Origin of the sequence: Pseudomonas sp. NPDC087803 (assembly GCF_044742995.1) — a bacterium.
GTDB lineage: Bacteria > Pseudomonadota > Gammaproteobacteria > Pseudomonadales > Pseudomonadaceae > Aquipseudomonas.
Genome location: NZ_JBIUVO010000005.1, coordinates 1 through 14,818, shown reverse-complemented (window position 1 = coordinate 14,818; position 14,818 = coordinate 1). Strand labels below are relative to the sequence as shown.

Here is a 14,818-nt window from a genome sequence, read left to right as displayed (position 1 = left end):
GCGAGCAAGCCCGCTCCCACAGGTATCGAGGCGTGTCAGGCCGTGGCCGCCATGGCGTGCCGGCGATGGTGCACCTCAAGTTGATCCTTGATCACCTTGAGCACCCTGGCTTCATGTTCATGAATGAAAAAGTGCCCACCGGCCAGCATGTCCACGGAGAAGCTGCCGAGGGTTTCCTTGCTCCAGCCGATCAGTTGTTCGGTGGTGGCGCGGTCGGTGGTGCCGCCCAGCACGTGAACCGGGCATTTGAGCAGCGCACGCTGGACCGGGCGGAACGTGCCGCACAGCAGAAAGTCGGCGCGCAGGATCGGCAAGGTCAGGCTCATGAGTTCGGCGCTGGCCAGCACTTCTTCGCTGGTGCCATTGAGGGTACGCAACTGCTCGATCAGTTCGGCGTCGGTCTTGGGTTCGGCGAAACCGCGATCATAGTCGCTGCGCATGGTCGGCGCCGCAGTCCCCGAGGCGAACAGCGCCACCGGCTCCGGCAGGCCCAGCGCCCGCAATGCGTGCGCCAGCTCGCAGGCCAGCAGCGCGCCGAGGCTGTGGCCGAAGATCGCGTACGGTGCGCGCAAGGACGGTTGCAGCTCGGCGGCCAGTTGCTGCGCCAGAGTGCGCATGTCGGTTTGCAGCGGCTCGCTGAAACGCGCACCGCGCCCGGGCAGTTCCACCGGCTGCAACGTCAGCCACTGCGGCAGCTTGCGCCGCCAGCGGCTGTAGACCATGGCACTGGCGCCCGAATAAGGAAGGCACAGCAATGTCAGCTGAGTCACCCGGCTTACCTCGAAAAGTTGTCTGTATAAATGAACGAAGACCACCCTGCGCAAATTAGCCTTGTGAGCCAGCGCGGCTCATTTCAAATGACGGAAACTCTGCACCGCCGCCGTCAGCACCACCGCCCCGGCGACAATCGCCAGCCAGAAACCGCTGCGTGCGCCGAAGGCGTCGACCAGCGCGCCGGCTCCCGCCGCCCCGAGCGCCACGCCGATGCTCAGACCGGTCACCAGCCAGGTCAGACCTTCGGTGAGTTTGGCCGGCGGCACGATGCGTTCGATCAGCGCCATGGCGACGATCAGCGTCGGCGAGAAAAACAGCCCGGCGACAAACACCGCCAGCGACAAGCCGAAAATATTGCTCGCGAGCAACAGCGGCAGCGTGGTCACGGCGGTGGCGATGCCGCCATACAGGAACAGTCGTGGCAACGGCAGGGTCGAGCGCATCGCGCCGAAAGCGATACCGGCCAGACACGAACCGATGGCGTACACCGACAAGACGATGCTCGCCGCCGCCGGCTGCCCCTGTTGCTGGGCGAACGCAACACTGACCACATCGATCACGCCGACGATCACCCCCATGGCGACCATCAACCCCAGCAGCCATTGAATGTCGGTCGAGCGAATGATCGAGCCCTGATGCTGCGATTCCTGCGGGTGCACCGCCGGTTCGGTGCTGCGCTGGGCGACAAACGCCGTGACCCCGATCGCCAGCGCCAGCAGCGCGGCCAACGGCCCGGCCTCGGGAAACGCCACCACACACAGACCTACCGACAGCGGCGGCCCGACGATGAAACACACTTCATCGAGCACTGATTCCAGCGCGTAGGCGGTCTGCAATTGCGGCTGGCCGCGATAGATCTCGGTCCAGCGCGCGCGCACCATCGCTGACATGCTCGGCATGCAGCCGGCCAGCGCGGCGAAGATGAACAGCGTCCAGGTCGGCGCCTGCAAGCGCGTGCACAGCAGCAACATCAACAGCGCTCCGCCGCCGATCAAGGCCGACAGCGGCAGCACCTTGCCCTGACCGAAACGATCCACCAGACGCGAGACCTGCGGCGCACAAAACGCGGTGGCCAGGGCAAATGTCGCCGCCACCGCCCCGGCCAGTGCGTACCCGCCCTTGAGTTGCGAGAGCATGGTGATCACGCCGATACCGGTCATGGAAATCGGCATGCGCGCGATCATCCCGGCCAGGACAAAAGCCCGGGCGCCGGGGGCGGTGAATAATTCGCGGTAGGGGTTTGCCATGGGTTGCTGCCTCATCAGGGGCGGCCAAGTTGCCATAAAGGCTGACGGGCGTGGAAGCGGGGAATTGTTGGTGGAGTGTGAAGGCCTTGAACAGCAAAAGATCGCAGCGTGCCGCAGCTCCTACCGGTGAACGCATTTCCCTGTAGGAGCTGCCGAAGGCTGCGATCTTTTGCTCTTTGCCCTTGAACTCTCTCCGCTTGAAACCAGTCAGCTGAATAAGTCCCCACCCAAGGCACGATTTCGCATGCAGATTTCCCTCGCCCGCCAAGTAGCCCTGATCACCGGCGCCAGCTCCGGCATCGGTCACGCCGCCGCCAGAGCCCTGGCCGCTGCCGGTGCAGCCGTCGTCATCAATTACAACCGTCAGGCCGAACCCGCCGAAGCGCTGGCCCGGCAGATCATCGCCGACGGCGGCCAGGCGCTGGCCATCGGCGCCGATGTATCGAAGGAGGATGAGGTCGAACGGCTGTTCGCCGAAACCCTCGAGGCCTTTGGTGCGCTGGACATTCTGGTGGCCAATTCCGGCCTGCAAAAAGACGCCGCGGCGGTCGACATGACCCTCGAAGACTGGAACACGGTGATCGGCGTCAACCTCACCGGGCAGTTCCTCTGCGCCCGCGCCGCGCTGCGGATTTTCAACCGCCAAGGGGTGCGTGAAGGCGTGTCCCGCGCCGCCGGCAAGATCATTCACATGAGTTCGGTGCATCAACGTATTCCGTGGGCCGGGCACGTCAACTACGCGGCGTCCAAGGGCGGCGTCGATCAGTTGATGCAGACCCTCGCCCAGGAAGTCAGCCAGCAGCGCATTCGCATCAACGGCATCGCGCCGGGAGCGATTCGCACCGCCATCAACCAGGACGCCACCGAAGGCGCGGCCGGTGAAAAGCTGCTGGAGCTGATCCCTTACGGACGCATCGGCGATGTCGAGGACATCGCCAACGCGGTGGTGTTTCTCGCTTCCGACGCCGCCGACTACATCGTCGGCACCACCCTGTTCATCGACGGCGGCATGAGTCTTTATCCGGAGTTTCGCGGCAATGGCTGAGCATCATCCTGAACGACAAAGCCCGATTGACGCCCACGGCATCATCGGCGATCTGCGCAGTGCTGCCCTGGTCAACGACAAGGGCAGCGTGGATTTTTTCTGCTGGCCGGAATTCGACAGTCCGTCGATCTTCTGTGCGCTGCTCGATACGCCCGAGGCGGGGATTTTCCAGCTCGCGCCGGACTTGCCCGATGCCCGGCGCGAGCAGATCTACCTGCCGGACACTAACGTGCTGCAAACGCGCTGGCTCAGCGAACAGGCCGTGGTGGAAATCACCGACCTGCTGCCGATCGGCGACAGCGTCGATGATCTGCCGCTGCTGATGCGCCGGGTGCGGGTGGTCAGCGGTGAAGCGACTTTTCAAATGCGCTGCGCGGTGCGCCATGACTACGCCCGTGCCGACACCCGGGCGCAGATGGATCAACAATCGGTGATGTTCAGCGCCGAGGGCCAGCCCTCGCTGCGGCTGGTGGCGGATCAGGCGCTGCACGTTGATGGCGCGTCGGCGGTCGCCTCCTTCAGTTTGAAACAGAACGAGACCGCCGAATTCATCCTCGGCGGCGCCGACGATCCACGTTGCAAGGATGACGCCGCCAAAATGTGCCTGGAACGCACGCTGAAATTCTGGCGCGACTGGATCGGCCAATCCAACTATCGCGGGCGCTGGCGGGAGATGGTCAATCGCTCGGCCCTCGCGCTGAAGCTGCTGACCTCGCGCAAGCACGGCGCGATCCTCGCCGCCGCCACCTTCGGCCTGCCGGAAACCCCCGGCGGCGAGCGTAACTGGGATTACCGCTACACCTGGATCCGCGACGCTTCGTTCACCGTCTACGCGTTCATGCGCCTGGGCTTTGTCGATGAGGCCAACGCCTACATGGGCTGGCTGCGTGGACGGGTCAGCGATTGCCAGGGGCATTCAACCAAACTCAACATCCTCTATGCCATCGACGGCCGTCAGCAACTGCCGGAAACCGAACTCACGCACCTCTCCGGCCATGGCGGTGCGCAACCGGTGCGCATCGGCAATGGCGCGTATGACCAGATTCAGCTCGATATCTTTGGCGAACTGATGGACGCGGTGTATCTGGTCAACAAGTACGGCGACGCGATTTCCCACCAGGGCTGGAAACACGTGCGCGAAGTGGTCGATCAAGTGTGTGAGACCTGGCAGACAACCGATGTCGGCATTTGGGAAATGCGCGGTGAGCAGCATCACTTCCTGCACTCGCGACTGATGTGCTGGGTGGCACTCGACCGGGCTATTCGCCTGGCCTCGAAACGCTCGCTGCCGGCGCCGTTCGTCCAGTGGGATCAGACCCGGCAGGCGATCTACGCCGACATCTGGGACAACTTCTGGAACGAGGAACGCGGGCATTTCGTCCAGTACAAAGGCGGCACCGCGCTCGACGGTTCGATGCTGCTGATGCCGCTGGTGCGCTTCGTCAGCGCCAAGGACCCGCGCTGGCTGTCGACCCTTGAAGCGATCGAAAAGCATCTGGTGCGCGACGGCATGGTCTACCGCTATCGCAACGATGACGCCAACATCGACGGTTTGACCGGCACCGAAGGCGCCTTCGCCGCCTGCTCATTCTGGTACGTCGAATGCCTGGCCCGCGCCGGTCAGGTGGAAAAGGCCCACCTGGAGTTCGAACAACTGCTGCGTTATGCCAACCCACTGGGCCTGTACGCCGAAGAGTTCGACAGCAAGGGCCGCCATCTGGGCAACACCCCACAGGCGCTGACGCATCTGGCGCTGATCAGTGCGGCGAGTTTTCTCGATCGGCGGTTGAGTGGGGAGAAGAGTGTTTGGCAGCCGTAATATTCGCCGCACTCTGTCGGAAATCTCCCTGACAACTCGGGTTTTGCAGGACTAATTCCTACACACAAATAAACAAAATCAGATCCCCTGTGGTGAGGGGATTTATCCCCGACGGGCTGCGGAAGCGGCCCCGATCTTCCCCTTGTCATTTCCTGAGCAGTACCGCATTGCATGGCTTTGCGCCTGCTGCGCAGTCGATCGGGGATAAATCCCCTCACCACAATTCATGTGATTCAGGCCCTACTTCGTTTAAACAAATTCCGCTCACTCCCTCCCCTGCAACCTGCACTTACACCCTGAAATACCCTGTTGCCAGCTGTTACATCCCCCCCTACCATCCACCGCAACGGGCACAGCGGAGCTGTCCAATAAAACCCGAATTCAAGGAACCAGAATGACCCAGCACGTCCACCGCCCCATCGCCACGCCCCTGCGCACCGGCCTGACCCGCAGCCAACTCTGGGAAGCCGCCGACAAAGGCCTGATCAAATGCTGGGAAATCGGCCGCCAGCGCGCCACCCGCTTCCCCGACCTCGCCCACCAATGCCTCGCCGGCGAACTGCCGGTACTCGGCTGGAAAGGCGGCGTGAGCCGCAGCCTGAAGAAAAACGAAAAATACGGCTCGCTGAAGTACCTGGCGCAGTGGCAAGGATTGCGTGGTGAGGATCTGGATATTGATCTGGGTGAAGAACGCTCGCTGACCTGTTCGCGGACGAAAATGCGGGTGACGTTTACTCCGGATCGGACGAAGTATTTCAATCAGCTGGCGGAAGCCGAGGCTTAAGGAGAAGCAACGATGGTCGATTTGCATCAGGAATTTCAGAGCAGTGCTTTCTTCCACCAGGCAAGAATCGAGCGGCGCTCGGTCGATGCTCTCATCGGCATCGCAGCCGGTCTTGCCGCTGACGGCACGATCAACCAACAAGAAGCCGAGTTTCTCAGAACCTGGATTGAAACCCATTTGGTGCACTTGGATGATCCGGTTGTGAACATCCTTTACAGACGTCTTGCCGACATGCTCAGCGATGGAGTTCTAGACGCCGACGAGTCTGCGGAGCTGTTGGAAATGCTGCATCATTTCACCGGGCTGCCAGTCGCACCAACACAAACACCAGCATTTGCTGCTCCTGCCAGCCTTCCTCTCGACAACCCGGCCCCGGAGTTATGCCTGATTGATCGGGTCTTTCTGTTTACAGGCGTAATGGCCTATGGGCCCCGTAAGGAGTGTGAGTCGCAGATCCTCGAACGCGGCGGCCTTATCGGTGGTTCGGTCAGCAAAAAAATTCATTATCTGGTGGTCGGCAGCATTGGCAATGATCAGTGGCTTCACAGCACCTACGGCACCAAGATCAAGAAAGCCGTAGAACTTAGAGAGAGCGGCGTGCCGATTGCGATCATCAGCGAAGATCATTGGCAAAAGGTGCTGTTCGGCTAACCAGGAACGGTGGCCAACAAGTGGTGCCCCCACCTGTGGCGAGGGAGCTTGCTCCCGCCGGGTTGCGTAGCGACCCCATACGCCAATGGACCTGCTGCGCACCAGCGGGAGCAAGCTCCCTCGCCACACAGGAATGGTCTAGTGTTGCCTGATGCCCATTGCTGTGGAGTCTGCCGTGTCTGTCATTCAACGCGTACTGACACCGAACTTGACCGTTGCCTTTGAACAGCACGGCCCGTCCAACGGCGACGCGGTCATATTGCTTCACGGTTTCCCCTACTCGCCTCGGGCGTACGACGAAATCGCCCCGGTCCTCGCCGCCCACGGTTATCGGGTGATCGTCCCGTACCTGCGCGGTTACGGGCCGACTCGCTTCATCCACCCCGAAACATTGCGCTCCGGCCAGCAAGCGGCCCTCGCTCAGGATTTGCTGGAGTTGATGGATGCGCTGGGTATCGAACAGGCCACGCTTTGCGGTTACGACTGGGGCGGTCGGGCAGCGTGCATCGTTGCGGCGTTGTTTCCCGAGCGGGTACGCGGGTTGGTGACGGGGGATGGCTATAACGTGCAGGACATCGCCAATTCGACCCGTCCACTGGACCCCGAGACCGAGCACCGTTATTGGTACCAGTACTATTTCCACACGCCCCGCGGCGTCGCAGGCCTGACGCAAGACCGGCAGGCTTTGTGTGAATTGCTCTGGAGATTGTGGTCACCGACCTGGGCACGTAACTCCGAGCGTTATCCGCTGAGCGCTCCGGCCTTCGACAACCCGGACTTCGTTGACGTGGTGATTCATTCCTACCGTCATCGCTTCATGTACGCTGCAGGCGATCCGGCGCTGCAATGGATGGAAGACGCGTTGATCAAACAACCGCCGATCAGCGTGCCGACTATTTCCCTGTGCGGTGCCGACGACGGGGTCGGTCCGGCGCCGGAAGAAGATCAAGACATGGCGCACTTCACCGGCCTGTACGAAAGGCGCGTGCTGCCCGGTGTCGGCCACAACATTCCCGAAGAAGCACCGCAGCAAACCCTCAAGGCATTACTGGATCTGCTCCAGCACTGACCGAAAACCGCTCCCGATACGCCTGCGGCGTCACGCCGATCGCCCGCAAAAAACTGCGACGCAAGGTTTCTTCACTGCCAAACCCGCAATTGGCGGCAATCCGTTTCACCGGCAGCCCGGTGTCACTGAGCAGACGCCGCGCGGTTTCGACGCGGATCAGTTCGATGGCGCGGGCCGGGGTCTGGCCGGTGTCGGCGCGGTAGTGGCGAACGAAGCTGCGTTCGCTCATGCCGGCCTGTTCGGCCAGGGTCGGGACGCCGAGGTCACAGGTGAGGTTTTCGGCGATCCAGGCGTGCAGTTCATCAAAGCGATTGCCCTGATTCTGCAGGGCCAGGGTCACGCTGAATTGCGATTGCCCGCCGGGGCGTTTGAGGAACACCACCAGATGCCGGGCGACGTCGAGGGCGATGTCGCGGCCCAGATCTTCCTCGACCATCGCCAAGGCCAGATCGATGCCGGCGGTGACGCCGGCCGAGGTCCAGACCGGGCCGTCGTTGATGAAGATCGGGTTGGCTTCGACCTGCAATTTCGGGTGCTGCTGCGCCAGTTGTTCGCAGCGGGTCCAATGGGTGACCACGCGACGTCCGTCGAGCCAGCCGCTTGCCGCCAGGAGGAAAGCGCCGGTGCAGACCGAGGCCACGCGTCGGCATTTCGCCGCATGCTCGCGCACCCAATCCACCAGCGGCACATCTTCCGCCGCCGGGTAAATGCCCCAGCCACCGGCGATGATCAAGGTATCGCTGGCCTGCTGCGGCAACGGTTCGGCCAGCACCGCCAGCCCCGCCGAGGACATCACCGCCCCGCCCCCACTGGCGATTACCGACGGCGCATACGGCACCGGCAAGCCGCGCTGGCGGGCGATGTCGTTGGCCGAGGCGAACACTTGCAGCGGGCCGGTGACGTCGAGGATCTGCATGTTGGCAAACGCGAGTACATGAATGGCTTTGGGCATTTGGCGTAATTCGTGGGGTAATTGGCGTATACGCCAGAACCTACGCGCCTACAGTGAAGCCGTCCACCCCTCAAATGGAGAAACACCCCCATGACGTTGCAGATCGGTTTTCTGTTGTTTCCGCAGGTGCAGCAACTCGACCTGACCGGTCCCTATGACGTGCTGGCCTCGCTGCCGGACGTGCAGGTGCATCTGATCTGGAAAGATCTGGTGCCGGTCACCGCCAGCACCGGCCTGCTGTTGAAACCGACCACCACCTTCGAGGACTGCCCGGATCTGGATGTGATCTGCGTTCCCGGCGGCGCCGGGGTCGGGCCGCTGATGGAAGATGAGCAGACGCTGGGCTTCATCAAGCATCAGGCGGCGCAGGCCAAGTATGTGACGTCGGTGTGCACCGGTTCGCTGGTGCTGGGCGCGGCGGGCCTGCTGAAAGGCAAACGCGCGACCACGCATTGGGCCTATCACGAACTGCTGCCGAAACTCGGCGCAATTGCGGTGCAGGACCGGGTGGTGCGCGACGGCAATCTGTTTACCGGTGGCGGGATTACCGCGGGGATCGACTTTGCGCTGGTGCTGGCGGCTGAACTGGTGGGGGCTGAGGCGGCGCAGTTGATTCAACTGCAACTGGAATATGCGCCGGCACCGCCGTTTGAATCGGGCAGTCCGCAGACGGCGCCGAGTGCTGTCGTCGAAGAGGCCCGACACCGTGCAGCGCCATCGTTGAAACTGCGCACGGAAATCACCGAGCGCGCCGCGGCGAAACTCGATTTGCGCTGATTCCTCAGCCAGACACAAATTCCCTGTGGGAGCGGGCTTGCTCGCGAAGAGGGTGTGTCAGGCGACATGGATGTTGTCTGACACACCGCATTCGCGAGCAAGCCCGCTCCCACAATGGGTTTTGTGGATGGCCTCAGGTTTGGAGTTTGTCCCCACCTCCCGCCACACCTTTACTTGTCCCCACGCCCTCACCCGTGTAGAAAGCCCTTCCACAAAATTCTGCACAAGGACTTTCGATGAAGGCGTTGCCATGGCTCTATCTGGCCCTTCTCAGCCTCGGTTACGGGTGGGCGCTGAGCATGGGTCACCTCGGCTGGCTCGCGCTGATTTCCGTGGGGCTGCTGCTGGTGGCCGGTCTCGCTGTGCGCCAACCGCAGGTGCCGGTGGCGCGGTTGTTGGGGCACGCGCTGTTTATCTTCCTCGCCCTGTCGCTGGCGCTGCACTGGTTGCCGGGGTTCGACAACGGTCGGGCCATCGCCCGGATGCGTTTTACCGACGACGCCGTGCCGTTCGTGATGTACCTCAATCTGGACAAACCCTTGCTCGGCTTCTGGCTGTTGCTGGCCTGCCCGTGGATTGTCGCGGCCCGCTCGCTGCGTCTGACGGTGTTCGCCAGTGTCCTGGGCCTGATGTTGAGCGCCGTAATGGCGCTGGGCGGAGCGCTTCTGTTCGGCATGATTGCCTGGGCGCCGAAGTGGCCCGATCAGGCGTGGCTGTGGCTGCTGAACAACCTGTTGCTGGTGACGCTGGTCGAGGAGGCGCTGTTTCGGGGCTATATACAGGGCGGTTTGAGCCGCCTGTTCAAGCACCTGCCGCACGGCGACAACCTTGCCCTGCTGCTGGCGTCGTTGATCTTTGGCTTGGCGCACGTGGGTGCCGGCTGGCACTGGGTGTTGCTCGCGGGGCTGGCGGGTGTCGGCTATGGTCTGGCCTACCGTTTCGGCGGACTGGCGGCGGCGATCGCCACACATTTCGGGCTGAACCTGGTGCATTTTGCGCTGTTCACCTATCCGATGCTGGCCGCTTGAAGCAAGAGCGGTTTTGCGACGCCGTACTTATATCTGAAAAAAAACTTCAATAATTTCCTGACATCGCCGACAACCTTTCAAAGCCTTGCGGATTGAAAAACCATGCGTAATAACCAGCCCATTACACAACGCGAACGGACTTTCCCGGCTCAGCAGCGGTTGATTTCCACAACCGACGCCAAAGGCGTGATCACCTACTGCAACGACGCTTTCGTCGAAATCAGCGGGTTTTCGCGTGAAGAGCTGATCCGTGCGCCGCACAACCTGGTTCGTCACCCCGACGTCCCGGCGGCGGTGTTTTCGCACATGTGGGGCACACTGAAACAAGGCTTGCCATGGATGGGCATTGTCAAGAATCGCTGCAAATCCGGTGACCACTACTGGGTGAACGCCTACGTGACACCGGTGTTCGACGGCAATCAGGTGGTCGGTTACGAGTCGGTGCGGATCAAACCCACCGCCGAACAGATCCGCCGTGCCGAAGCGCTCTACCAACGCATCAACCAGGGCAAGTCGGCGATCCCTTCCAGCGACAAGTGGCTGCCGGTGCTGCAGGACTGGCTGCCGTTCATTCTGGTCAGCCAGTTGAGCTTCGTTATCGGCGCGACCCTTAACTCGCACTGGGGCTTCGCCCTGGCCGCTGGCCTGTCGGTGCCGCTGGGCCTGATGGGCCTGCAATGGCAACAACGCGGGCTCAAGCGCCTGCTGCGCCTGGCCGAACAGACCACCTCCGACCCGCTGATCGCGCAGATGTACACCGACAGCCGTGGCGCGCAAGCGCGTCTGGAAATGTCGATCCTCAGCCAGGAAGCCCGCCTGAAAACCTGCCTGACCCGTCTGCAGGACACCGCCGAGCACCTGACCGATCAGGCCAAACAGTCCGACGCCCTGGCGCACAACAGCTCCAGCGGTCTGGAACGTCAGCGCGTGGAAACCGAACAGGTCGCCACCGCCGTCAACCAGATGGCGGCCACCACGCAAGAAGTGGCCAGCCACGTGCAGCGCACTGCCGACGCCACCCAGGAAGCCAACCGCCTGACCGGTCGCGGCCGCGACATCGCCGGGGAAACCCGCGAAGCCATCCAGCGCCTGTCGGTGGTGGTCGGCGAAACCGGCCTGACCGTCACCCAACTGGCCAAGGACAGCGACGAAATCGGCGGCGTGGTCGACGTGATCAAAGGCATCGCCGACCAGACCAACCTGCTCGCGCTCAACGCCGCGATCGAAGCCGCCCGTGCCGGCGAGATGGGCCGTGGCTTCGCCGTGGTAGCTGACGAAGTCCGTCAACTGGCGCAACGCACCAGCGAATCCACCGGCCAGATCCACGCCCTGATCGCCAAGCTGCAACAGACTGCGAGCAGTGCCGTGCAAACCATGGAAGCCGGGCATCGCCAGGCCGAAGAAGGTGTGGCGCGGGTGCTGGAAGCGGATCAGGCCCTGGTCGGCATCAGCGAAGCGGTGGCCAACATCACCGACATGACCACCCAGATCGCTGCGGCGACCGAAGAGCAAAGTGCGGTGGCTGAGGAGATCAGCCGCAACATCAGCAATATTTCGGAACTGGCGGACCAGACTTCGGAACAGGCACATAACTCGGCGTTGCTGAGTGAAGAGCTGACCAAGACTGCCAACACGCAATATTCGTTGGTGGAGCGGTTTAACCGCTAAAAGCAAAAGATCGCAGCCTGCGGCAGCTCCTACACCGATCACCTGTAGGAGCTGCCGAAGGCTGCGATCTTTTGATCTTCAAAGCCCGGACGGCGAAAGCTTCCGGGTTTTTTATTGCCAGCCTGAAAGTGATGGTGCTTGGCAGATCGCAATCGCGAGCAGGCTCGTTCCCACTGTTGATCTGCGGTAATCACAGAGCATGTGCCCGGCGACGATCCTCTGTAGGAGTGAGCCTGCTCGCGATGAGGCCATAACGGCCAGCAAAATTATTGAGACAACTTCAGCTTATCCAGCAGTCGATTGACCAACAGCTCGTTCAGCATGATCACCTGTTGCAATGCCAGCAGCGGTTTGCGCTCCGGACCTTTCACCGAGTTGGCGATATTGCCGGCCATGGCGTTGGCTGATGACAGTGATTCACTGGCTTCGACGAGCAGTGTTTCGTCATCGAGCGTGGGATCGACCATGTAGATGGGGCGGGCCTTGGGTGGGAAGTACTTCGGGATATCGGGGCCGAGGTAATAGTCGAGTGCGCGGTCGGCGGCGTCTTTTGTCTTTTGCGACTCAAGCTCTGGGTGGTGAGGGGTTGGATCAGCTTCTGGTGGGTTGGGCGTGGCTTTGAACATGGATGTAACTCCTATCGCAGATTTCAAGGAGCCATCACCCACGCTACCAAACGATGGGTGGTGGCCATACGCGGGTTGGTAGACCGGCTGCAATAGGAACCCGGCGCTCACGAATGAGCCCCACGCATGACCACCATAAAACCGAGCCTCAAGAAAGAGACTGAATAGGTGTTGCCATACAGCTATTACAGACGGGCTACCAAACCCGATCACTGATTTTCAGTGACAGGGAAACGATATAGCCCGGCCCATAGCCGCGTAAGCCGGCGGATTCTGGCGTACGCGTAGGTAACGGCGCAAGGTGTTGTAGGTCCGGTGGCGTAACGGTTTGTGTGATTTAAACGCGCCTGCAGGATTGCGTTTACCGACAGAAAAATCCGCAAACACCCTGTTTTTTTATGGTGTCTGTCAGACCATTTTCGCGAGCAGGCTGGCTCCCACATTTGGACCGGGCGCATCAGTAAGGAATTGGTCGGTTGTAATGCCACCATCGCTGGCAAGCCAGCTCCCACAATGAATTGAGTGCATTTGGTCAGGAATTAGTTGGATGTCAGGGCGCCATCGCGAGCAGGCTCACTCCTACAGTAGGGTCGGGTGCATCAGTAACAGAATGGTCGGGTCGTAGGCCGTCATCTCTGACAGGCCAGCTCCCACAAGATCAAGATCAAAAGATCGCAGCCTTCGGCAGCTCCTACACAAAACCCGCGGCGCAGCCGCCCCACTCCAGGATGAGCGCAAGCTCGGCTGTCGCTCTTGATCTTGATTTTGATCCACGGGCGACGTCGGAAGGCTGAGTGGAGGGATTCATCCGGGGGTGGGAGCGCAGCGACCGTTTGGCGCAGCCAAACGCATCGAGAGGAGGTGCAGCGAAGCAAACCGGAGGCGATGCGCCCGGATGGAGCCCGGAGCGAAGGGACCCCGAGCCCCAGCGAGCGGGCCGAACGCAGGAGCAAGCCTTTTTGGTTACTTTTTCGGCGCCTGGAAAAAGTGACCCGCCGTAAGGGCGGAACCCTAAGCCGCCGTGACCGCAGCAACGGATATACACCCAAATTTCATCGAAGAAACGAAGCAACCTTCTGCGCAGCTCTGCCCAAATGATCCGAATGCGTAAACCCCGAAACCTTCAACGGCTTCAAATCATGATCCCCCGCCGCCAACCAGAACACCTCAATACTCGGCGATAAATCATAAGCCTCGACAGCGTCCCGATTGCCAAGCGCATCCCGCTCCCCCTGAACAATCAACGTCCGAGTCCGCAAAGAAGCCAAATGCTCCACCCGCGGTTTCTCAGGTTTCCCAACCGCATAAAACGGATACCCGAGGCAGACAAGCGCATCAACACCCAACTCGTCAGCCAAAAGACTGGCCATCCGCCCCCCCATCGACTTCCCGCCAATCGCCAAAACCCCAGCGACATGAAGTCGCACCAAGCCATAAACCTCACGCCAGCATTCCAGCAGTTTCGGCGCCGGATTAGGCGGCCGTTTACTGCCATCCACCCGCCGCTGCGCCATATAAGGAAACTCAAACCGCAACACGTTCACGCCCAATGCAGCAAGGCGCCCAGCCATATCCGACATCCACTCACTGTCCATCGGCGCACCAGCACCGTGGGCCAGGATCAACGTCGCCGAAGCCTCGCCAACTGCGGCGTCCCAAAGCCACCCATGATCGCGCACGCACTGCGCCCATTGATCCCCGTCAATACTGGCCTTGTGCTGTTTGTCCATGCTTGCCTCGCTTTTAGTCTGCCTATAACTCCAGACGAAGGATTCGCGACGTCTTGCGCGCGCTCACTTCGGCTGAACCGTGGATGGGGAACCATGAACACTTCTATCAGTACCGCCTACAACTACAAGGTGGTCCGCCAATTCGCCATTATGACGGTGGTGTGGGGCATCGTCGGTATGGGGCTCGGAGTTTTTCTCGCGGCCCAATTGGTCTGGCCCGAACTCAACTTCAATTTGCCCTGGACCAGTTTCGGCCGTCTGCGCCCGCTGCACACCAACGCGGTGATCTTCGCTTTCGGTGGCTGCGCACTGTTCGCCAGTTCGTTCTACTCGGTACAACGCACCTGCCAGACCCAATTGTTCGCGCCAAAAATCGCCGCGTTCTGCTTCTGGGGCTGGCAACTGGTGATCCTGCTGGCGGCGATCAGCCTGCCACTGGGTTACACCAGTTCCAAGGAATACGCCGAGCTGGAATGGCCGATCGACATCCTGATCACCATCGTCTGGGTCGCCTACGCCATCGTGTTCTTCGGCACGATCATGCAGCGCAAGACCAAGCACATCTACGTCGGCAACTGGTTCTTCGGCGCGTTCATCAACACCGTGGAGATTATGCACATCGTCAACAACCTTGAGTTTCCGGTGAGT

The 14,818-nt window shown here is 61.3% G+C and carries 14 protein-coding genes; 9 read left to right on the top strand and 5 right to left on the bottom strand.

Features of this window, described 5'->3' with window-relative positions:
- Nucleotides 1–35: 35 nt before the first annotated feature.
- Nucleotides 36–770 (bottom strand): thioesterase II family protein, encoded by a 735-nt coding sequence (locus ACIOUG_RS06350; protein ID WP_401063485.1) that lies wholly within the window; start codon nucleotides 768–770, stop codon nucleotides 36–38.
- Nucleotides 771–848: 78 nt separating this feature from the next.
- Complete coding sequence (locus ACIOUG_RS06345) at nucleotides 849–2,021, bottom strand: MFS transporter (RefSeq protein WP_401063484.1); 1,173 nt, start codon at nucleotides 2,019–2,021, stop codon at nucleotides 849–851.
- 244 nt (nucleotides 2,022–2,265) lie between these two features.
- Here ACIOUG_RS06345 and ACIOUG_RS06340 point away from each other — a divergent pair, with 244 nt between their 5' ends.
- The 5 genes from ACIOUG_RS06340 (at nucleotide 2,266) to ACIOUG_RS06320 (ending at nucleotide 7,389) form a co-directional block, all read left to right on the top strand.
- Nucleotides 2,266–3,066: a glucose 1-dehydrogenase gene (locus tag ACIOUG_RS06340; protein ID WP_401063481.1), complete on the top strand. Its 801-nt coding sequence runs from the start codon at nucleotides 2,266–2,268 to the stop codon at nucleotides 3,064–3,066.
- On the top strand, nucleotides 3,059–4,885 hold the full coding sequence (locus tag ACIOUG_RS06335) for a glycoside hydrolase family 15 protein (RefSeq protein WP_401063478.1): 1,827 nt from the start codon (nucleotides 3,059–3,061) through the stop codon (nucleotides 4,883–4,885). The genes ACIOUG_RS06340 and ACIOUG_RS06335 overlap by 8 nt, the downstream gene beginning before the upstream one ends.
- 394 nt (nucleotides 4,886–5,279) lie before the next feature.
- Nucleotides 5,280–5,669: a hypothetical protein gene (locus tag ACIOUG_RS06330; RefSeq protein WP_401063476.1), complete on the top strand. Its 390-nt coding sequence runs from the start codon at nucleotides 5,280–5,282 to the stop codon at nucleotides 5,667–5,669.
- A 12-nt stretch (nucleotides 5,670–5,681) separates the two neighbouring features.
- Nucleotides 5,682–6,320, top strand: a complete 639-nt coding sequence (locus tag ACIOUG_RS06325; RefSeq protein ID WP_401063473.1) for a BRCT domain-containing protein — start codon at nucleotides 5,682–5,684, stop codon at nucleotides 6,318–6,320.
- A 175-nt stretch (nucleotides 6,321–6,495) separates the two neighbouring features.
- Nucleotides 6,496–7,389 (top strand): alpha/beta fold hydrolase, encoded by an 894-nt coding sequence (locus ACIOUG_RS06320; protein ID WP_401063471.1) that lies wholly within the window; start codon nucleotides 6,496–6,498, stop codon nucleotides 7,387–7,389.
- Here the strand turns inward: ACIOUG_RS06320 and ACIOUG_RS06315 are convergent.
- Nucleotides 7,358–8,341: a GlxA family transcriptional regulator gene (locus ACIOUG_RS06315; protein ID WP_401063468.1), complete on the bottom strand. Its 984-nt coding sequence runs from the start codon at nucleotides 8,339–8,341 to the stop codon at nucleotides 7,358–7,360. The two genes, ACIOUG_RS06320 and ACIOUG_RS06315, sit on opposite strands and share 32 nt — an antisense overlap.
- A gap of 90 nt (nucleotides 8,342–8,431) precedes the next feature.
- Here ACIOUG_RS06315 and inhA point away from each other — a divergent pair, with 90 nt between their 5' ends.
- From inhA to ACIOUG_RS06300, 3 genes are all read left to right on the top strand, one after another.
- The gene (gene inhA / locus ACIOUG_RS06310; protein WP_401063465.1) at nucleotides 8,432–9,118 is read left to right on the top strand and encodes an isonitrile hydratase; all 687 of its coding nucleotides are present in this window, start codon (nucleotides 8,432–8,434) and stop codon (nucleotides 9,116–9,118) included.
- A 236-nt stretch (nucleotides 9,119–9,354) separates the two neighbouring features.
- Nucleotides 9,355–10,146 carry a lysostaphin resistance A-like protein gene (locus tag ACIOUG_RS06305; RefSeq protein WP_401063463.1) on the top strand — a complete coding sequence of 264 codons (792 nt, stop codon included), beginning with the start codon at nucleotides 9,355–9,357 and terminating at the stop codon, nucleotides 10,144–10,146.
- A gap of 102 nt (nucleotides 10,147–10,248) precedes the next feature.
- Complete coding sequence (locus ACIOUG_RS06300; protein ID WP_003223402.1) at nucleotides 10,249–11,814, top strand: PAS domain-containing methyl-accepting chemotaxis protein; 1,566 nt, start codon at nucleotides 10,249–10,251, stop codon at nucleotides 11,812–11,814.
- 266 nt (nucleotides 11,815–12,080) lie between these two features.
- Here ACIOUG_RS06300 and ACIOUG_RS06295 read toward each other — a convergent pair whose 3' ends face one another.
- The gene (locus ACIOUG_RS06295) at nucleotides 12,081–12,440 is read right to left on the bottom strand and encodes a DUF6124 family protein (protein WP_401063460.1); all 360 of its coding nucleotides are present in this window, start codon (nucleotides 12,438–12,440) and stop codon (nucleotides 12,081–12,083) included.
- A 1,052-nt stretch (nucleotides 12,441–13,492) separates the two neighbouring features.
- Nucleotides 13,493–14,170, bottom strand: coding sequence for an alpha/beta family hydrolase (locus ACIOUG_RS06290; protein ID WP_401063458.1), 678 nt, complete (start codon nucleotides 14,168–14,170; stop codon nucleotides 13,493–13,495).
- Nucleotides 14,171–14,263: 93 nt separating this feature from the next.
- On the opposite strand from ACIOUG_RS06290, the gene ACIOUG_RS06285 reads away from it, so the two are divergent.
- The coding region (locus ACIOUG_RS06285) for a cbb3-type cytochrome c oxidase subunit I (protein ID WP_401063456.1) at nucleotides 14,264–14,818 on the top strand (555 nt) is incomplete at its 3' end.